The 19,446-nt window shown below is 60.0% G+C and carries 20 protein-coding genes; 11 read left to right on the top strand and 9 right to left on the bottom strand.

Annotation, left to right across the window (positions count from 1 at the left end; all coding sequences use genetic code 11):
* Positions 1-66 precede the first annotated feature (66 nt).
* Positions 67-468, top strand: a complete 402-nt coding sequence (locus ACIPLA_RS13865) for a GFA family protein (RefSeq protein ID WP_401173610.1) — start codon at positions 67-69, stop codon at positions 466-468.
* Here ACIPLA_RS13865 and ACIPLA_RS13860 read toward each other — a convergent pair whose 3' ends face one another.
* Positions 469-795 (bottom strand): DOPA 4,5-dioxygenase family protein, encoded by a 327-nt coding sequence (locus ACIPLA_RS13860; protein WP_401173608.1) that lies wholly within the window; start codon positions 793-795, stop codon positions 469-471. It abuts the gene before it with no gap.
* Between the two features lie 86 nt (positions 796-881).
* Here ACIPLA_RS13860 and ACIPLA_RS13855 point away from each other — a divergent pair, with 86 nt between their 5' ends.
* Complete coding sequence (locus ACIPLA_RS13855) at positions 882-1,547, top strand: NAD(P)-dependent oxidoreductase (RefSeq protein WP_401173606.1); 666 nt, start codon at positions 882-884, stop codon at positions 1,545-1,547.
* A 72-nt stretch (positions 1,548-1,619) separates the two neighbouring features.
* On the opposite strand, the gene ACIPLA_RS13850 is transcribed toward ACIPLA_RS13855, so the two are convergent.
* Positions 1,620-2,570 (bottom strand): choline sulfate utilization transcriptional regulator, encoded by a 951-nt coding sequence (locus ACIPLA_RS13850; RefSeq protein WP_218395741.1) that lies wholly within the window; start codon positions 2,568-2,570, stop codon positions 1,620-1,622.
* Between the two features lie 114 nt (positions 2,571-2,684).
* On the opposite strand from ACIPLA_RS13850, the gene betC reads away from it, so the two are divergent.
* From betC to ACIPLA_RS13835, 3 genes are all read left to right on the top strand, one after another.
* The gene (gene betC, locus ACIPLA_RS13845) at positions 2,685-4,199 is read left to right on the top strand and encodes a choline-sulfatase (protein ID WP_401173604.1); all 1,515 of its coding nucleotides are present in this window, start codon (positions 2,685-2,687) and stop codon (positions 4,197-4,199) included.
* A gap of 16 nt (positions 4,200-4,215) precedes the next feature.
* Complete coding sequence (gene choX, locus ACIPLA_RS13840) at positions 4,216-5,136, top strand: choline ABC transporter substrate-binding protein (protein WP_218395735.1); 921 nt, start codon at positions 4,216-4,218, stop codon at positions 5,134-5,136.
* A 153-nt stretch (positions 5,137-5,289) separates the two neighbouring features.
* The gene (locus ACIPLA_RS13835) at positions 5,290-6,858 is read left to right on the top strand and encodes a SulP family inorganic anion transporter (protein ID WP_218395733.1); all 1,569 of its coding nucleotides are present in this window, start codon (positions 5,290-5,292) and stop codon (positions 6,856-6,858) included.
* Positions 6,859-6,964: 106 nt separating this feature from the next.
* Here ACIPLA_RS13835 and aroE read toward each other — a convergent pair whose 3' ends face one another.
* Complete coding sequence (gene aroE / locus ACIPLA_RS13830; protein ID WP_401173602.1) at positions 6,965-7,786, bottom strand: shikimate dehydrogenase; 822 nt, start codon at positions 7,784-7,786, stop codon at positions 6,965-6,967.
* Positions 7,787-7,867: 81 nt separating this feature from the next.
* Positions 7,868-8,782 (bottom strand): oxygen-dependent coproporphyrinogen oxidase, encoded by a 915-nt coding sequence (gene hemF, locus ACIPLA_RS13825; protein WP_007902928.1) that lies wholly within the window; start codon positions 8,780-8,782, stop codon positions 7,868-7,870.
* 173 nt (positions 8,783-8,955) lie between these two features.
* On the opposite strand from hemF, the gene ACIPLA_RS13820 reads away from it, so the two are divergent.
* Positions 8,956-9,933 carry an NADPH:quinone reductase gene (locus tag ACIPLA_RS13820; RefSeq protein ID WP_401173601.1) on the top strand — a complete coding sequence of 326 codons (978 nt, stop codon included), beginning with the start codon at positions 8,956-8,958 and terminating at the stop codon, positions 9,931-9,933.
* Between the two features lie 135 nt (positions 9,934-10,068).
* Here the strand turns inward: ACIPLA_RS13820 and ACIPLA_RS13815 are convergent, their stop codons facing one another.
* The 3 genes from ACIPLA_RS13815 to ACIPLA_RS13805 form a co-directional block, all read right to left on the bottom strand.
* Positions 10,069-10,626, bottom strand: a complete 558-nt coding sequence (locus ACIPLA_RS13815) for an L-threonylcarbamoyladenylate synthase (RefSeq protein WP_218395727.1) — start codon at positions 10,624-10,626, stop codon at positions 10,069-10,071.
* Positions 10,627-10,680: 54 nt separating this feature from the next.
* Positions 10,681-11,787 (bottom strand): DNA-processing protein DprA, encoded by a 1,107-nt coding sequence (gene dprA / locus ACIPLA_RS13810; RefSeq protein WP_401173598.1) that lies wholly within the window; start codon positions 11,785-11,787, stop codon positions 10,681-10,683.
* An 80-nt stretch (positions 11,788-11,867) separates the two neighbouring features.
* Positions 11,868-12,893, bottom strand: a complete 1,026-nt coding sequence (locus tag ACIPLA_RS13805) for a LysM peptidoglycan-binding domain-containing protein (RefSeq protein ID WP_063342017.1) — start codon at positions 12,891-12,893, stop codon at positions 11,868-11,870.
* 169 nt (positions 12,894-13,062) lie between these two features.
* On the opposite strand from ACIPLA_RS13805, the gene def reads away from it, so the two are divergent.
* The 5 genes from def (at position 13,063) to ACIPLA_RS13780 (ending at position 17,754) form a co-directional block, all read left to right on the top strand.
* Complete coding sequence (gene def / locus ACIPLA_RS13800; protein WP_007902944.1) at positions 13,063-13,569, top strand: peptide deformylase; 507 nt, start codon at positions 13,063-13,065, stop codon at positions 13,567-13,569.
* A gap of 71 nt (positions 13,570-13,640) precedes the next feature.
* Positions 13,641-14,600, top strand: a complete 960-nt coding sequence (gene fmt / locus ACIPLA_RS13795) for a methionyl-tRNA formyltransferase (RefSeq protein WP_192345193.1) — start codon at positions 13,641-13,643, stop codon at positions 14,598-14,600.
* Positions 14,597-15,907, top strand: a complete 1,311-nt coding sequence (gene rsmB / locus ACIPLA_RS13790) for a 16S rRNA (cytosine(967)-C(5))-methyltransferase RsmB (protein WP_218395722.1) — start codon at positions 14,597-14,599, stop codon at positions 15,905-15,907. The genes fmt and rsmB overlap by 4 nt, the downstream gene beginning before the upstream one ends.
* A gap of 22 nt (positions 15,908-15,929) precedes the next feature.
* Entirely contained in the window at positions 15,930-17,303 is a 1,374-nt protein-coding gene (gene trkA, locus ACIPLA_RS13785; RefSeq protein ID WP_218395720.1) for a Trk system potassium transporter TrkA, read from the top strand.
* A gap of 136 nt (positions 17,304-17,439) precedes the next feature.
* Positions 17,440-17,754: a tetratricopeptide repeat protein gene (locus ACIPLA_RS13780; protein WP_007902954.1), complete on the top strand. Its 315-nt coding sequence runs from the start codon at positions 17,440-17,442 to the stop codon at positions 17,752-17,754.
* Positions 17,755-17,888: 134 nt separating this feature from the next.
* On the opposite strand, the gene ACIPLA_RS13775 is transcribed toward ACIPLA_RS13780, so the two are convergent.
* Together ACIPLA_RS13775 and tag are read right to left on the bottom strand one after the other, a co-directional pair.
* A complete protein-coding gene (locus ACIPLA_RS13775) occupies positions 17,889-18,776 on the bottom strand; it encodes a lysophospholipid acyltransferase (protein WP_008007909.1) in 888 nt (295 codons plus the stop codon).
* A 40-nt stretch (positions 18,777-18,816) separates the two neighbouring features.
* A complete protein-coding gene (gene tag / locus ACIPLA_RS13770) occupies positions 18,817-19,374 on the bottom strand; it encodes a DNA-3-methyladenine glycosylase I (protein ID WP_063342022.1) in 558 nt (185 codons plus the stop codon).
* Positions 19,375-19,446: the final 72 nt, after the last annotated feature.

Genomic DNA, 19,446 nt, shown 5'->3' with positions numbered 1-19,446 from the left:
ACCGAATGTACGACCGGTCGTCGGCCGGGTTGAGAGTCCGTAAACACGGGGTCAGGAGCAAAAGACATGGGCAAACTTCACACTGGCGGCTGCCACTGCGGACAAATGCGCTATCAATTCAGCGGGCCATTGCACGACATTGCACACTGCCATTGCTCGATTTGCCGACGGGTCAGCGGCGGGATCGTAACCACCTGGATCACCGTGCACGCTTCGGCATTTACCTGGGTGACAGGTACGCCGTCGCGGTACGAATCTTCATCCACTTGCGTGCGGTATTTCTGCCCAAACTGTGGGGCGCAACTGGCGCTGGTAACGCAGCTCAGCCCCGAGAGCATCGATGTGACCATCGCCACCCTCGACCATCCCGAGCAGGCGCCGGCCGAGCGGCATATCTGGACCGACAGCCGTTTGCCTTGGCTGCATCTGGACGAGCACTTGCCCGGCGAGGCCCAAGAACAACTCTGATCAGAAAACAGACAGGTTCAGCGGCCGGATCGCGCCCATCCAGATCGCATGTTCGGTGTGGTCGAGCAGATCGTCGCCCGTGTCCGGGTGCAGGAAGACCACCAACCCCTTGCGGTTGAGCGCCAGCCACGGCAACACCTCGCCAATGTATTGCGGCTCGAAAGCCAATTGGCAGCTCCAGTCCGGGTGCGGGCCCACCGGGCGTTCGTGCATGCGCCCCATTTTCAGTGGAAACAATTGCGCGGCCTGCTCACACAAGGCCCGTGCCTGTGGCAGGGTGCTGGCATCGAAGTAGACATGGGCGTGGTAACCCTTGATCTGTTGCATCTCAACCCCCTCTAAAACTACTTGTCGAACCCACCCCGCTTCCCGCAGGTCACACGCTATATAGGCAGCAAGTACGGAGCACATCCATGAAAAATGCCGAAACCCCAGTGGTGAAGGTGGTGCTTTATGGTGCCATGAGTAGCCTGGGCAGTGCGCTGATGGCTGAAATGCTGCGGCGCCAGCATGAAGTGATCGCGATTCTCGATGACTTGAACGCGCTCGCGCCGCGCCCGGGTTTACGCACCAAGGCTGGTGACCTGTTCGATGCCAAGCGGGTCAAGCAGAGCGTGGCCGGCTGCTCGGCGGTGATCTGCCTGCTCGATGCGCCAGGGTTGCCGATGAACAGTGAACACATCGAAAAATCCATCGTGCCCGGCCCGGTCGAGGAGGTGCTGGCGGTGGATGCACTGATCGACGGTATGCAGGCCGCAGGTATTGCCCGGCTGTTTGTGGTGGGCGATTTCGAGGTACTGGACGACCCGGAAATCGAAGACCCGTTGCAACGCCACGCCGCCGAAGAAATCCGCGAGTCTCTACAAAGCAGCTCTTTGCACTGGACCTTGGTCAATGCACCACGCCGCGTGCCCGGGCTGACCATCGAGCATTTCAGTCACGTCAGCAGTAGCCTGGAACCTGGTCTGGCCGCAGCGCTGGAACAATTGAACAGGGTAGCCATAGGGATTGCCGATGAGCTGCACCTGAACCTGCATGTGGGTGAGCATGTGAGTTTTGTTGGGACTTCGGAATCGTAAAAGATCGCAGCCTTCGGCAGCTCCTACGCGCCTGTGGGCGCTGCCGAAGGCTGCGATCTTTTCGCTTTAGCTTTACACCGCAATCGAAGGCAAAGGAAGACCATTGAGCGATTGCGCACTGCTGGCCTGTTCCGCCATCAACCAATCCACAAACAGCTGAATCAACGCCCCACGCCGTTTGCGCTGGGGCAGGACCACGTAATAACCCAGCCTGGAAATCACCGTGTCGGCAATCGGGCGACACAACAGACCTTGCGTCAACAAGTTATCCACAAGGTGCCGCCACCCGATCGCAACGCCCTGGCCGCCAATCGCCGCCTGAATCAGCAAGGTGTAATTGTCGAAGCGCAGTTGCCCCGGAGCCGGGGCCGAGGTGATCCCCAGCTCGCGAAACACGCCGCTCCAGTCGAACCAGTTACTGCTGTGTTCGCCTCGCAAGTGCAACAACGGAAACTCCAGCAATGACTGGGCCGGCAAGGGCAGGGCGCGGTCCTTCAATAGCAGCGGGCTGCACACCGGAAACACCTCTTCGCTGAACAGCCAATGGCTCTCGCCTTGCTTGAACCGGCCATCGCCGAACAGCACCGCCACATCGATATCGGTTCGCAGCATGTTGTGGCTACGCTCGCTGGTGACCAGACTGACGTCCACTTGAGGGTTGGCGGTATGGAAGCGATGCAGACGCGGCATCAGCCAGTACGCGGCGAAGGCAAAATCGGTGGCCACTTGCAACACTTCGTGCTGCTGTTGTGCGCTGATTGCGCTCAATCCTGCTTCGATATTCTGCAAACCGAGCTGAACTTGCTCGAACAGAATGGTCCCGGCCTCGGTCAGTTCGATACCGCGATAAATCCGGTCGAACAACCGTGTAGCGAGCTGTTCTTCCAATCGTTTGATCTGCTGGCTGATGGCCGGTTGCGTGGTGCCGAGCTCCACCGCGGCCGCGGTGAAGCTGCGCTGCCGGGCCGCGGCTTCAAAGGCACGCAGCAGGTCCAGGGACAAATCACCGAGGGCGTCATACATAAGCTGTGCTTATCCTAGTCATTGCCTGGCATGGGCTTTACCACAAAGATTATGGACTCCATGCTCGATCACAGCACTCTCGCATAAATATCCACTATGGAATGCCGCGATCACATGAAGCGCAAAAATATTCTTTTCATCATGGCCGATCAAATGGCCGCGCCAATGTTGCCGTTCTACGGCCCTTCGCCGATCAAACTGCCGAATCTCAGCCGCCTCGCCGCTGAAGGCGTGGTGTTCGACGCCGCTTATTGCAATAGCCCTCTTTGCGCGCCGTCGCGTTTTACTCTGGTCAGCGGTCAGTTGCCGAGCAAGATCGGCGCCTACGATAACGCGGCCGACTTCCCCGCCGATGTACCGACCTATGCCCACTACTTGCGGCGCCTCGGTTATCGCACCGCGCTGTCGGGCAAGATGCATTTCTGCGGCCCGGACCAGTTGCACGGCTATGAAGAACGCCTGACCAGCGACATCTACCCGGCCGATTACGGTTGGTCGGTGAACTGGGATGAGCCGGATGTGCGTCCAACCTGGTATCACAACATGTCGTCGGTCCTGCAAGCCGGGCCCTGCGTGCGCACCAATCAGCTGGATTTCGACGAAGAGGTGGTGTTCAAGGCCCAGCAATACCTGTTCGACCACATCCGCGAGGAGGGCGATCAGCCGTTCTGCCTGACCGTGTCGATGACTCACCCACACGATCCGTACACGATTCCCAAAGCTTTCTGGGATATGTACGACGACGCCGACATCCCTTTGCCCGAGACACCTGCACAGGATCAACTTGATCCTCACTCCCAGCGTTTGCTCAAAGTCTACGACCTGTGGGACAAGCCGCTGCCTGTGGATAAGATTCGCGATGCGCGCCGCGCCTATTTCGGTGCGTGCAGCTATATCGACAGCAACGTCGGCAAACTGCTGCAAACACTCGAGGAAACCGGGCTGATCGATGACACCATCATCGTCTTCTCCGGTGACCACGGCGACATGCTCGGCGAGCGCGGCCTCTGGTACAAAATGCACTGGTACGAAATGGCTGCCCGTGTACCGCTGTTGATCAGTGCACCAGGGCAATTCGGGGCTGGGCGGGTCAGCGCAGCGGTGTCCACTGCCGACCTGCTACCGACCTTTGTGGAATTGGCCGGTGGCTCGCTGGAGCCGGGTTTGCCGCTGGACGGCCGCTCGCTGGTTTCGCATCTGCAAGGGCAGGGCGGTCACGATGAAGTTTTCGGTGAATACATGGCTGAGGGCACCATCAGCCCGTTGATGATGATTCGCCGCGGTGCTTACAAATTCATCTACAGCGAAGACGACCCATGCCTACTCTTCGATGTACATAACGATCCGAAGGAACAGGAAGAACTTAGCCAATCGCCGCAATATCGGCAGCTTTTCGAAGAGTTTCTCGCCGAAGCGCGGGCCAAATGGGATATCCCGGCGATCCACCAACAGGTGCTCGCCAGCCAGCGACGCCGGCGTTTCGTCGCCGACGCCCTGACGATCGGCAAGCTGAAGAGCTGGGATCACCAGCCGCTGGTGGACGCCAGCCAGCAGTACATGCGCAACCACATCGACCTCGACGATCTGGAACGCAAAGCACGTTATCCACAACCCTGCCAAAACCAATAATGTTAAGGGGAAGTCCATGCAAAGGTTATCCACAGTACTGACGGTCGGGCTTCTGGCTCTGGGCAGTGCCTCGGCCTATGCCGAGCAAAGCTGCGAGACGGTGAAAATGGCCGACCCTGGCTGGAGCGACATCGCTGCAACCAACGCCATCACCGGGTTTCTGCTGGACGGCATGGGCTACAAGGCCAAGGTCGACACGCTGGCGGTGCCGATCACCTTTGGCGGTCTGAAGGATGGCCAGGTGGACGTGTTCCTGGGTAACTGGATGCCGGCGCAGCAGGGTTTCTATGACAAGTTCGTGGCCAATGGCGACGTTACGCAACTGGCGAAGAACCTTGATGGCACCGAGTTCACGCTGGCGGTTCCGGATTACGTTTGGGACGCGGGTGTGCATAACTTTAATGACTTGAACAAGTACGCCGACAAGTTTGACAAGAAGATCTATGGCATCGGCTCAGGCGCCCCGGCGAACATCTCGCTGCAAGAGATCATCAAGAAGAACGACTTCGATATGGGTCAGTGGAAACTGATTGAGTCCAGTGAGCAGGCGATGCTGGCCGAAGTGTCTCGGGCGGTGAAGAAACAGAAGTTCGTGACCTTTCTCGGCTGGACGCCACATCCGATGAACGTACAGCTGAAAATGCATTACCTGAAGGGCGGCGAGAAATACTTCGGTGACACCGGCAGCGTTTATACACTGACCCGCAAAGGTTATGCACAGGCCTGCCCGAATGTCGGCAAACTGCTCACCAACCTGAGTTTTACCCAGGAAATGGAGAACAGCATCATGGCCGAGGTGGTGAATAAAAAGATCAGCAATGCCGCCGCGGCCAAGGCGTGGATCAAGGCCAACCCGGCGGTGCTGGATAAGTGGCTGGACGGGGTGAAGACAGTGGATGGAAAGGATGCATTGCCGGCGGTGAAAGCCAAACTCTAAGTTAATGTGGGAGCGGGCTTGCTCGCGAAGGGGCCATCAAATCCGGCATTTGTGTCGACTGACACCCGCATTCGCGAGCAAGCCCGCTCCCACAGTGAGAACGATCCGCGTCGGTCCTGCTACCCTTGCGCAAAATCCCACCCGAGAGGACCCATGGCCTTCCCCAGCCGTCATTCACTCTTCCCCTTCCTGACCTGGTTGCCCCGGCAAACCCGCGCCAGCGTCGGCCGTGACCTGATTGTCGGCCTGAGCGGCGCGATTCTCGCGTTGCCACAATCGATTGCCTACGCCCTGATCGCCGGTCTCCCACCGGAATACGGGTTGTACGCCGCGATTATCCCGGTGCTGATCGCCTGCCTCTGGGGTTCGTCGTGGCATTTGATCTGCGGTCCTACGGCGGCCATTTCCATCGTCCTGTATGCCAGCATCAGTCCTCTGGCCGTCCCCGGGTCGCAGGACTACGTCACGCTGATCCTGCTTCTGACACTCCTGGCGGGCATTTTCCAGTGGCTGCTGGGTTTGCTGCGTTTCGGCGCCTTGGTGAACTTCGTCTCTCACTCGGTGGTGCTGGGCTTCACCCTTGGCGCAGCGGTGGTGATTGCCATTGGGCAACTGCCGAACTTGCTGGGGCTGGATGTGCCCAACCAGGCCACGGCGCTGAACAGCCTGCTGCTGCTGTTCAGTCATCTCAGTGAGGTGGACAAACCCTCGCTGGTACTGGGCCTGGCCACGGTCGGGGTGGGCATCGCGTTGAAGCTGCTGGTGCCGCGCTGGCCGACGCTGTTGATCGCTCTGGCCTTGAGCGGATCGCTGGTGTGGCTATGGCCAGCGATGTTCGGCCATGTGCAGTTGGTCAGCGCCTTTGTCGGACGGCTGCCGCCCTTCAGCCCGCTGCCGCTGGATCTGGACCTGGTGTTGCGCCTGCTGCCCAGCGCGGTAGCGGTCGGCATGCTCGGGCTGGTGACGAGCCTGTCGATTGCCCGCTCCTTGTCGGCGCGTTCCCAGCAGTTGCTCGACGCCAATCAAGAAGTCCGCGCCCAGGGTTTTTCGAACATGGTCGGTGCGTTTTTTTCCGGCTCGCTGTCAGCCGGTTCCTTCACCCGCTCGGCCCTGAGCTACGACGCCGGTGCCTGCTCACCGCTGGCGGGCGTTTTTTCCGCGGTGTGGGTGGCGCTGTTCGCCATCTTCGGCGCGGTATTGATCGCGCACATCCCGATCCCGGCCATGGCCGGCAGCATTTTGTTGATCGCCTGGGGATTGGTTGACCATCGCGGCATTCGCGCCTTGCTGCGGGTCAGCCGTGCCGAGTTTCTGGTCATGGCGCTGACCTGTGTCGCGACGCTGTTGCTGGAGTTGCAAACAGCGATCTACGCTGGAGTGCTGGCTTCGCTGTTCTTCTACCTCAAACGCACCTCGCAACCTCGGGTGCAGCATTGGCGTGAGGGCGACGAAGACATTCTAAGAGTTGGCGGCTCGATCTTCTTCGGCGCCAGCCATTACCTGCAAGTGCGCCTGCAACGGATGCACGGTGCGCGGGTGGTGATCGAGGCGCAGCAGATCAACTTCATCGACTATTCGGGCGTGGAAATGCTGCATCAGGAAGCGCGACGACTGCTGCGCCAGGATCGCAGCCTGACCCTGCGGCGGGCACGACCGCAGGTGGTGGAGGAATTGAGAAAGCTCGAAGGCGCAGAGAAATGCCCGATCCGATTCGAAGATTGAAACACAGCCCCCTGTAGGAGCGAGGCTTGCCCGCGAAGGGAGCGCCGCGGTGATTCAGGCATACCGCATCATCGTTCTTCGCGGGCAAGCCTCGCTCCTACAGGGGTTACGCGGCTAGCTGGCGTCGGAGCTCGGCCAGCACCGGCGCCGTATCCGGGCGCACACCGCGCCACAGGTAGAAAGCTTCCGCCGCCTGCTCGGCCAACATACCCAAGCCATCCATCGACACGGCAGCCCCATGTTCACTGGCCCAGCGGCAGAACGAGGTCGGGTCTTTGCCGTACATCATGTCGTAGCAAACCGTCTTGCCCGGCTCGATCAAACTGCTGGCAATCGGCGGTACATCGCCTGACAGACTGGCAGACGTTGCGTTGATGATCAGGTCCACCGGTTCCAGCAACCAATCGAAGCCACTGGCCGACACCGGCCCCAGATCCGCGAACAATTGCGCCAGCAATTCGGCTTTTTCCACCGTACGGTTGGCGATGATCACTGACGCCGGTTGCTCCGCCAGCAGCGGCTCCAGAGCCCCGCGCACCGCACCGCCGGCCCCGAGCAGCAGGATGCGTTTACCCTTGAGACTGAAACCGGCATTGACCGTCAGATCCCGCACCAGCCCGGCGCCATCGGTGTTGTCGCCCAGCAAACTGCCATCGGCCAGTTTGCTCAGGGTATTCACTGCGCCGGCCCGCTGCGCCCGCTTGGTCAAGCTGTTCGCCAAACGATAGGCGTCTTCCTTGAACGGCACCGTCACATTCGCCCCACGCCCTTCGCGGAAAAATGCCTGGGCACAGCCGGAAAAATCATCGAGGGGCGCCAGCAAAGTGCTGTAGTCCAGTTTTTGCCCTGTCTGCTCGGCGAACAGACGGTGGATCAGCGGCGACTTGCTGTGGCCAATCGGGTTACCGAATACGACGTAACGATCCATCTACATTCCTCAACCGTAGGAGCTGCCGAAGGCTGCGATCTTGACTACAGCCCCGACGATGCAAAAACTCAAACCCTGGGATCAGGCCTTGGCCAACCAATCGCGGTCTTGCAGGAAGTACTCGGTCAGGCGCGCTTCTTCACTGCCCGGCTCGGCTTTCCAGTCGTAGGCCCAGCGCACTTGCGGTGGCAGCGACATCAGGATCGACTCGGTACGCCCGCCCGATTGCAGGCCGAACAGCGTGCCGCGGTCATAGACCAGATTGAACTCGACGTAACGGCCACGGCGAAACTCCTGGAACTCACGCTGTTTGGCCGTGAACGCATCGTTCTTGCGGCGCTGCACGATCGGCAGGTAAGCGTCGATAAACGCATCGCCGATGGCGCGCATGAAGGCGAAGCTGGTGTCGAAGTCCCACTCGTTCAAGTCATCGAAAAACAGGCCGCCGATGCCACGCGGCTCGTGGCGATGCTTGATGTGGAAGTAACTGTCGCACCAGGCTTTGTAGCGCGGGTAGACGTCTGGCCCGAACGGCGCGCAGGCCTGTTCGGCGACGCGGTGCCAGTGCACGCAATCTTCTTCATTACCGTAATAAGGGGTCAGGTCGAAGCCGCCACCGAACCACCAGACCGGCTCTTCACCTTCTTTTTCAGCGATGAAAAAGCGCACATTGGCGTGGGACGTCGGTACATGGGGGTTGTGCGGGTGAATCACCAAAGACACGCCCAAGGCTTCGAAGCCTCGGCCGGCCAGTTCTGGCCGATGAGCGCTGGCGGAGGGTGGGAGACCGCTGCCAAAGACGTGGGAAAAGTTGACGCCGCCTTTTTCAATGACCGCGCCGTTTTCGATCACCCGGGTGCGACCGCCACCACCGGCAGGCCGGGTCCAGGCGTCTTCGACGAAACGCGCGCCGCCGTCTTCAGCTTCCAGGGCAGCGCAAATGCGGTCTTGCAGGTCGAGCAGGTAGGCTTTTACGGCCTCGGTGCGGGTAGTCATGGCATCACCTTGAATCGGGCAAAGCTACGCGGCGCTCATACAGGCCGGCGGCAAATTGCTGCGTAGGATAACACTGCACCTTGTGCCGTCGCAGTTGACGAAGATCAAGCTTGGGAGTTCGATAGAACGCTTCGCGCTACAACTCTAGAATCCAAGACCTAAGGAAAGTGCAGATGGCAAAGCGTATCCAGTTCCGCGCCCATGGCGGTCCCGAAGTGCTTGAGCATGTCGATTACCAGCCCGCCGAACCCGGCCCGCTGCAGGTGCGCGTGACCAACAAGGCTATCGGCCTGAACTTCATCGACACCTATTACCGCGGTGGCCTCTATGCGCCACCCGCCTTGCCGTCAGGCTTGGGTGCTGAAGGTGCGGGTGTGGTCGAAGCAGTCGGCAGCGAAGTCAGCCGCTTCAAGATCGGCGATCGCGTGGCGTACGGCAGCGGCCCATTGGGTGCTTATAGCGACGTTCATGTATTGCCGGAAGCCAATCTGGTACATCTGCCAGATGCCATCAGCTTCGAACAAGCCGCCGGCGTGATGCTCAAAGGCCTGACCGTGCAGTACTTGCTGCGTCAGACGTATGAACTCAAGGGTGGCGAAACCATTCTGTTCCACGCAGCAGCCGGAGGCGTCGGTTCCCTGGCCTGCCAATGGGCCAAGGCCTTGGGCGTGAAGCTGATTGGCACGGTCAGTTCAGCAGAGAAAGCCGCCCTGGCGAAAGCCAAGGGTGCCTGGGCGACCATCGATTACAGCCATGAAAACGTCGCACAACGGGTGCTGGAATTGACTGATGGTAAAAAAGTGCCGGTGGTGTACGACGGTGTAGGCAAAGATACCTGGCTGACATCGCTCGACAGCGTCGCGCCTCGGGGGCTGGTGGTGAGTTTCGGTAATGCATCAGGCGCAGTGGACGGAGTGAATCTGGGGATTCTCGCGGGGAAGGGTTCGCTGTACGTGACCCGGCCAACCCTGGCGACCTACGCCAACAACGCTGAAAACCTGCAAAGCATGGCCGATGAGCTGTTCGAGATGATCATCAGCGGGAAGCTTACGGTGGACATCAGTCAGCGGTATCCATTGGCTGAAGCGGCCAAAGCACAGACCGAATTGTCGGCGCGGCGTACGACTGGCTCGACGGTTTTATTGCCCTGAGATTTGTGCTGCCTGTAAGGGCCTCTTCGCGAGCAAGCCCGCTCCCACACTGGATCAATGTCGAACACAAAGCCTGTGTTCACTGAAAATCTACTGTGGGAGCGGGCTTGCTCGCGAATGGGGCCACCACAGGTCTTAATCCGGGCGCACAACGTGGCCGGTCGCCAGATCACGAATCACGCTCGGATTCTTGCGCCCACCCAGATTGCCGCCCAGCACCCAATCAAGCTGCCCGCGGAAATACTGCTCCACGCGAAGCCGCGTCCGCGCCGCCGGCCGCCCCTGAGGGTTGGCCGAGGTTGAAACCAACGGCCCGACCAACGCACACAAATCCCGCACCAATGGGTGATCGCTAACCCGCAACGCCACCGTTTCATGCACACCGGTAATCCACTGGGGCAACATATTCTGATGCGGCACCAGCCAGGTGTTGGGGCCCGGCCAGGTGCTGGCCATGCGGTCCATCCACAATTCAGGGAAGTCTTCAAAGAGGAAGTCGAACTGGCGAATATTGTCGGCCACCAGAATCAGACCTTTATCCACAGACCGTCCCTTGATCAGCAGCAGACGATCCACCGCCTCTTCGTTCCACGGGTCACAACCCAGGCCCCAGACAGCTTCGGTTGGATAGGCAATGACCGCCCCGGCGCGAACTTCTCGTGCGGCTTGTTGCACACGCCAACTGTTAACCATGAAAGACTCTCCGGAATAAGGCTCTGGGCAGTTTACCGATCTTCCATGCAAAACCTAGCGTCCCCGTGCAAGCCAGCGGCCACTTTCACAGACCGCACGGCCGTCCATTTCCAGTTCCGTCAGCGCTGCCAACACTTTCGACAATGCCCAGCCGCTGGTGATCGCCAAGGCTTCGCTGGTATGGGGCGCCGCGTGGAGCAATATGAGCAGCGGATGAGTCTCTGTCGTCTGCGGCGTTTGCGGCGATAACGGCAGCCTTTGCCAGCCGCGCAAGGCTTCGAGGATATGCTCGATGGTTTCCACCAGCACCGCACCGTCGCGAATCAACTGATGGCAACCCTTTGCCCCGGGGTGATGGATCGACCCTGGAATCGCATACACCTCACGCCCCTGTTCCGCCGCCAGTCTTGCAGTGATCAACGAACCACTGGCAACACTCGCCTCGACCACGAGCACGCCGAGGGACAAACCGCTGATGATTCGATTGCGCCGGGGGAAGTTGCTGGGGGAAGGGCCGGCGTCCAGCGGGAACTCCGAAAGGACCGCGCTTCCCGAGGCAATCATGGCGTCCGCCAGTCGCCGATTGCGCTGTGGATAAAAATTTTCCAGCCCCGTGCCAAGTACGCCGACCGTTTGCCCGCCAACGTCCAGAGCCGCCTGATGCGCGGCAGCATCGATGCCCAGGGCCAGACCGCTGGTGATGACAAAACCGGCGCCGGCCAGCGTGCGGGAAAACGCGGCGGCGGTGTCCATGCCCGGTCGCGAAGCACGGCGGCTGCCGACCATCGCCAGCTGTGGTTTTTCCAGAATTACCGGATCGCCCGCGACGAATAACAGCGGCGGCGCATCGCTGATTTGCGCCAGCAACGCGGGGTAGTCAGGTTGGTCCCACATCAGTAAATGCTGGCCCGGGCGCTCTAACCAGGCTAATGCATGACTGGCGCCGTCACGAATTTCGCTGGAGCGCCGGGCTTCCGCGCAGGCGAGTGGCAGGCCCAATGCACGCCAGGCGCTAGCCGGTGCGCTGATGGCTTTGGAGGCAGAGCCGAAGGCCTCTAGCAACTTCTTGAAACGCGCAGGGCCGAGTCCCGGCAAACGGTGCAGGCGTAAACGAGCTTCCAGTTCCGCAGGGGAAATGGACGTACAGGCAGACAGCGACATAGATCATCCTTGATCGTTATAGAGTCCCATCGAATTGGGAATAAGCTGTGGATAACTCTGTTGGTAACTTGTGAGCAGGCTTAGGGATTTCGCACCTTGTCCATCACCGCCAAGGAGCGCGATGCGTTAAGGACAAGCCCGTAGCTGAGCTTGTCGTACGTGCGAAAGACCATCAGCAAACCGGCCCGCTCGTCGGGAATTTTCAATGGCTGGCCGGTGATCCGGTCACGCACGGTTTCACCGGTTTTCATCACCACCAGCACATTGCCTTCGGCCAGGCCATCGCGCTGCCCCTTGTTCAGCGTGACGACATCCAGCGCGCCGATCTGGGTGACCCCTCGCGGCACATCAATGATCAAGCCGTTGATTTCGGTTGTCGGGGCACTGGGCATGAAGGTCGAATTGATCGAGCGTTCTTCACCGCCAAACAAGCGGTCGCCGAGTCGCACTTCCTGAGTGGTGCGTTGCAGGGCCAGGGTGGCGACGTCGCCTTCAGTGGCAATGATCTCGCCGCCACCGATGTCGTCGGCGTTGATCCCCAGAAACTCCTTGCTCTGCGGATCGGTGTAGACCTTGCCCTGACGGAAGATGCCGTACACCGGTTGTGCCGGGTCGAAATGGCCACGCGCGAATATTCGATCACCGGTGCCACTGAGCACCCGTTCGGCATCGCCGGCGACGATATAGGGCGCCTTGTCGAAATCCTCTGCCTTGTCGACGATGCGATTGCTCAGCAGAAAGCTGTTGATCGATTTCAGCGGAATGCTCGGAATGGCATCGGCCACCGGCGAGCTGCGGATTCGTGGCGAAAGCTTGATGGTGCCCCGGGAAGCGCCGCGATTGAGGGTCAGGCGTGGCTGACCGTTGACATAGACCAGCGACAGCGTATCGCCCGGATAGATGAGATTGGGGTTTTCGATCTGTGGATTGGCCTGCCAAAGCTGCGGCCACTCCCATGGCTCACGCAGGTATTTGGCGGAAATGTCCCAGAGTGTGTCCCCTGCCACCACGGTGTATTGCTGTGGAAAACCTTCCCTGAGTTGCACTTGCCCGTGCGCAAAACCGGCCGAGGCCAGAAGGAGCAAGGCGAGTAGTGATTTCCTCATGCGGTGAATCCCTTTATTATGTACGTTCGCGTGAAACGCCAGAGCCCTCGTGGCTCGCTTCCGGCTCATTATTGAAAAGCGGGAAGCTACGTTCACAACGGTAGCCTGCATCCTCGGACTCGCCAGGCCATCGACCCGACTTTACCTCACACGTGCAGCAATTGAGCTTATGGCCATTTTAGACATCCTCGAATTCCCCGACTCGCGCCTGCGCACTATCGCCAAACCAGTGGCTGTAGTGGACGACGAAGTGCGTCAGTTGGTCGATGACATGTTTGAAACAATGTATGAAGCGCCAGGCATCGGCCTCGCCGCGACCCAGGTCAACGTGCACAAACGTATCGTCGTAATGGACCTCTCCGAAGACCGCAGCGAACCGCGAGTGTTCATCAACCCCGAGTTCGAAGTCCTGACTGACGAGGTGGACCAGTACCAGGAAGGCTGCCTCTCGGTGCCGGGCTTCTACGAAAACGTCGATCGCCCGCAAAAGGTCAAAATCAAGGCCCAGGATCGCGACGGCCAACCGTACGAACTGATCGCCGAAGGCCTGCTTGCGGTATGCATCCAGCATGAATGCGACCACCTCAACGGCAAATTGTTCGTTGATTACCTGTCCACGCTCAAACGCGACCGGATCAAGAAGAAACTGGAAAAGCTCCATCGCCAGAACGCTTGATGCCCTTCTTTCAAAGGCTTGCCGCGGCAAGCCTTTTTCTTTTGCGACTGCTTTGTAATTGAGAGCTTCCCATGACTGAGCCACTGCGCATTGTCTTTGCCGGTACCCCGGAATTCGCCGCCGAACACCTCAAGGCTCTGCTCGACAGTCCTTACGAGATTGTTGCGGTCTACACCCAACCGGACCGTCCGGCAGGCCGTGGGCAGAAGCTGATGCCGAGCCCGGTCAAGCAGTTGGCGCTGGAGCACAACATCCAGGTGTTGCAACCTCCAACCCTGCGCAACGAAGACGCTCAGGCTGAACTCGCCGCACTGAAACCGGATTTGCTGGTGGTGGTCGCCTACGGCCTGATCCTGCCGCAAGTGGTGCTGGATATTCCGCGCCTGGGTTGCATCAACAGCCACGCTTCATTGCTGCCACGCTGGCGCGGTGCGGCGCCGATCCAGCGTGCCGTTGAGGCGGGCGATAGCGAAAGCGGCGTGACCGTGATGCGTATGGAACTGGGTCTGGATACCGGGCCGATGTTGCTCAAAGTCACCACGCCGATCAGCGCAGAAGACACCGGCGGCAGCCTCCATGATCGCCTCGCAGAGATGGGCCCACCGGCCGTGGTGCAGGCGATTGCTGGCCTGGCTGCAGGCACTCTGGAAGGCGAAGTGCAGGACGACAGCCTCGCCACCTACGCACACAAATTGAACAAGGACGAAGCACGCATTGACTGGAGCCGCCCGGCGGTTGAGCTGGAGCGTCTGGTTCGTGCTTTCAACCCTTGGCCGATCACCCACAGCACGCTGAACGGCGAAGCGCTGAAAGTGTTGGCTGCGAGCCTGGCCGAAGGGCAGGGCGCGCCGGGTGAAATCCTCAGCGCCAGCAAGGACGGCCTGGTCGTCGCCTGCGGTGAACAGGCGCTGTGCCTGACCCGTCTGCAATTGCCCGGCGGCAAGGCGCTGAACTTCAGCGACTTGTTCAACAGCCGTCGTGAGAAATTCGCCGTCGGCACCGTTCTCGGTCAAGCGGCGGACGCTCAATGAATCCACGTCTGGCTGCCGCCAAGGCACTTGCTGCTGTTCTTAACGGAAAAGCCTCACTCAACAGTTCTCTGCCGACGCAAATGGACAAGGTCGAAGACCGCGATCGCGGCTTCACCCAGGACCTGGCGTTCGGCACGGCTCGCTGGCAGCCACGTTTGTCGGCGTTGGCGGTCAAGTTGCTGCAAAAGCCGTTCAAGGCAGCTGATGCCGATGTCGAGGCGCTGTTGTTGGTCGGTCTCTACCAACTGCTCTATACCAGGGTTCCGGCCCACGCGGCCATCGGTGAAACCGTCGGTTGCGCCGACAAACTGAAAAAGCCGTGGGCCAAAGCCTTGCTCAACGCCGTTTTGCGCCGCGCCCAACGGGAAAGCGAAGCGCTGCTGGCCGAGCTGGAGCACGACCCGGTGGTGCGCACCGCTCACCCGCGCTGGCTGCAAAAATCCCTCAAAGCCTTCTGGCCCGAGCAGTGGGAAGCCATTTGCGCGGCAAACAACGCTCACCCGCCGATGATTTTGCGAGTCAACCGTCGCCATCACACCCGCGATGCTTATCTCGGGTTGCTGACTGAAGCGGGCATCGCTGCCACGCCGTGCATTTACAGTCAGGACGGCATCATCCTCGACGCAGCGGCCGACGTGCGCAGCTTGCCGGGTTTCGCCGAAGGCTGGATCAGCGTGCAGGACGAAGCCGCGCAACTGGCTGCCGATCTGCTGGACCTGGCGCCAGGCCAACGGGTGCTGGACGCCTGCTGCGCACCGGGCGGCAAGACCTGCCACATCCTTGAGGCCGAGCCCAAACTGGCTGGCGTGGTGGCTGTGGATCTGGAAGCCAAACGTCTGGTGCGGGTGCGGGAAAACCTTGCACGCCTGGGCCTGAGCGCCGAACTGATCGCCGCCGACGGCCGCGACACCGCGAGCTGGTGGGACGGCAAGCCATTCCAACGCATTCTGCTGGACGCGCCGTGCTCGGCCACCGGGGTGATCCGTCGTCACCCGGACATCAAACTGACCCGCCAACCCGATGACATCGCCGCGCTGGCGGTGCTTCAGGGCGAGCTACTCGATGCCATGTGGATAACGTTGGAAGTGGGCGGCATTCTGCTTTACGCCACCTGCTCCACGCTGCCGACCGAGAACACCGATGTCATCGAAGCGTTCCTCGCTCGCACACCGGGTGCCCGTGAACTCGACATCGCCAGTCAGGCCGGCATCAAGCAGCCCCATGGTCGCCAATTACTGGCCCAGGAAGGCGGCCACGACGGGTTCTACTACGCCAAGCTGATCAAGATTGCCGCCGCGCGCGGTTAACCAGTTTTAAGGGAGTGACTGGATGAAAATCATCATCCTCGGCGCAGGGCAGGTCGGCGGTTCGCTGGCGGAACACTTGGCCAGCGAGGCCAACGACATCACCGTGGTCGACACCGATGGCGAACGCCTGCGTGACCTCGGCGATCGGCTGGACATCCGCACCGTGCAGGGTCGCGGTTCGCTGCCGACCATCCTGCGTCAGGCCGGTGCCGACGACGCCGACATGTTGGTTGCAGTGACCAACAGTGACGAAACCAACATGGTGGCCTGTCAGGTCGCTCACACCTTGTTCCACACACCGACCAAGATCGCCCGGGTCCGCGAAGCCGCGTACCTGACCCGCACCGAACTCTTCGATAACGAAGCGATTCCGGTCGACGTATTGATCAGTCCGGAGCAAGTCGTTACCAACTACATCAAGCGCCTGATCCAGCATCCGGGTGCGTTGCAGGTAATCGACTTCGCCGAAGGCAAGGCGCAACTGGTGGCAGTGAAAGCCTATTACGGCGGTCCGTTGGTGGGTCAGCAATTGCGCCAGTTGCGTGAACACATGCCGAACGTCGAAACCCGCGTTGCGGCGATTTTCCGTCGTGACCGGCCGATCCTGCCCCAGGGCGATACGGTGATCGAGGCCGACGATGAAGTATTTTTCATCGCCGCCAAAGCGAATATTCGCGCGGTGATGAGCGAAATGCGCCGCCTCGATGAGAGCTACAAACGTATCGTCATCGCTGGCGGCGGGCAGATTGGCGAGCGCTTGGCCGAGGCCATCGAAAGCCGTTATCAGGTGAAGATCATCGAGATGAACCCGGCCCGCTGCCGCCATCTCTCGGACACCCTCGACAGCACCGTGGTGTTGCAGGGCAGTGCCTCCGACCGCGACCTGCTGATCGAGGAGAACATCGCCGACGCCGATATCTTCCTGGCGCTGACCAACGACGACGAAGCCAACATCATGTCGTCGCTACTGGCCAAGCGCCTGGGCGCGAAGAAGGTGATGACGATCATCAACAACCCGGCTTACGTCGACCTGATCCAGGGTGGCGACATCGACATCGCCATCAGCCCGCAATTGGCGACCATCGGCACCTTGCTGGCTCACGTGCGGCGCGGCGATATCGTCAGCGTGCACTCATTGCGTCGAGGTGCGGCGGAAGCCATTGAGGCCATCGCTCACGGTGATGAAAAGTCAAGCAAGGTGATCGGCAAGGCCATTGAGAATATTGGCCTGCCACCAGGGACCACCATTGGCGCGATCATCCGTGATGAAGAAGTGATCATCGCCCACGACAATACAGTGATCGAAGCTGGCGACCATGTGATTCTGTTCCTTGTGGATAAGAAGCATATTCGGGATGTGGAAAAGCTGTTCCATGTGGGGTTGAGCTTCTTCTGATCCGGAACTTGCAGTGGCTGGATGGGCCTCTTCGCGGGCAAGCCTCGCTCCTACGGGTCATGCGTGATCCATTGTAGGAGCGAGGCTTGCCCGCGAAAGCGATTTCGAACTCACCCAAAAACCAAAGGTGTCATCAATGATCGAATCCCTGGAAAAAATGCTCGCCAAGGGTGTGGATAACTCGCTGCTGCGCTTCGGCCTGGGCAAGGGTTATCTGGATCTGGGTGAAAATGCCAAGGCTGCAGAGCATTTCCAGCGCTGCGTCGAGTTCGATCCGAAGTATTCGGCGGCCTGGAAGCTATTGGGCAAGGCCCATCTGGCGCTGGCGGATTACGCGGCGGCACGTCAGGCCTGGGAACAGGGCCTGGAAGCCGCCCGCAACCATGGCGACAAGCAGGCCGAGAAGGAGATGATGGTGTTTTTGAAAAAGCTTGAGCGTCAGGCGCACTGATCAGAAGTCACGCAGGACAAAGATCAAAAGATCGCAGCCTGCGGCAGCTCCTACGGGGTGTACGCCGCGCCTTTTGTAGGCGCTGGCGAAGCTTGCGATCTTTTGATTTTTACCGGGGATTATCCACAGCAGCATCAGTACCAGCGTTCTTCGCCTGGCGGACGCTTCTTGAAGCGCTTCATGCTCCACATGTACTGGCTCGGATAAGCCCGCACATAGCGCTCGACCACTTGGCTCATCGCCGCACAGGAGGTTTCGGTATCGGTGCTGTACATAGCCTCCGGGGCGGCTTCGAGGATCACTTTGTAACCCGAACCGTCCGGTAGTCGCAGGGCATGCAGGAACACACCGACCGCTTTGCCGCCGGCCAGCATGTTCGGCACGAATTTGCTGGTCAGGGCCTGAGTGGCGAAGAACGGCACGAAGATCCCGGCGGATTCGGCCGGTTCCGGGTCAGCCGGAATGCCCACTGCCCCCCCTTTGCGCACTTCCTTGATCACGCTGAGAATGCCTTCCTTGGTGGAAGCGGCCACCCGGTTACCCAATTGCACCCGCTGCTTGCGCAGCAACTCATCCACCGCCTTGAGCTTGGGCGGACGGTAGAAAATGATCGGTTTGCACTGGTTGCAATAGAAGTGGTTCAACACTTCCCAGTTGCCCAGGTGGCTGGTGATGCCGACCACACCTTTGCCGGAGGCGAGGGCGTCTTTAAGCACATCGAGACCTTCGACTTCGCGCACCAGGTCGATGGAACGCTGAGCCGGCCAGATCCATGCGCAGGCGCTCTCGGTCAGGGACTTGCCGATGTCTTTCAGGCTCTGTCCGACTAAACGCTCGCGTTCGGCCGGGTCCATTTGCGGAAAGCACTTGGCGAGGTTGATCCGTACCACGTCACGGGAACGGTTGGGGGTTTTCCACATGATCCAGCCAATTGCTGAACCCACCGCCTGCACTGCCCGCCAAGGAAGCAGGGCAAACAGACGCAGAGCGCCTACCAGCAAGGCGCCTTTCAACTTATCCACAGGTCACTCCTGATCTTGTGCTGTGCGCGAGGCGGCTATTCTAACCGCCGTTCGCCAAGGTGGCGTAGCGATCGCAATCCCGGGTGTGGTCCATGACCATGCCCGAGGCCTGCATCAACGCGTAACAAATGGTCGGGCCGACGAACGTGAATCCGGCTTTTTTCAGGCCTTTGCTCATCTCGACGGCAACCGGTGTCACGGCCGGCACTTCACTGCGATCCTTGAAATGATTGATCACCGGCGCTCCGCCGACGAACGACCAGAGAAACGCCACCGGGTCCTCCAGCGCCAGCCAGGCTTGGGCATTGCGCCGGGCGGCATTGAGTTTGAGGCGATTGCGGATGATCCCCGGATCGAGCATCAATTCATCGATTTCCGCGTCGCTCATCTGTGCCACACGCTGCACGTCGAAGCCAAACAGCACCTCGCGATAACGCTCTCGTTTGCGCAACACAGTGATCCAGGAAAGCCCGGCCTGGAACCCTTCGAGCAAAAGCAACTCGAACAAACCCTGCGCATCGCGTAGCGGCGTGCCCCACTCCTGATCGTGATAAGCCATGTACAGCGGATCTTCGGTACACCAAAAGCAGCGTGGCATAAGGCTCCAGGGGGCGTGCGCAGGACCGAAACTGGTATACTCCCGCTCTTTAAATCGCAGCCCAAGAAACAG

It is taken from the genome of Pseudomonas sp. NPDC086112, assembly GCF_044746425.1.
In the GTDB taxonomy this organism is placed as follows: Bacteria; Pseudomonadota; Gammaproteobacteria; order Pseudomonadales; family Pseudomonadaceae; genus Aquipseudomonas.
The sequence above is the reverse complement of the archived record's forward strand: the minus strand, read 5'-3'. Positions and strand labels throughout refer to the sequence as shown.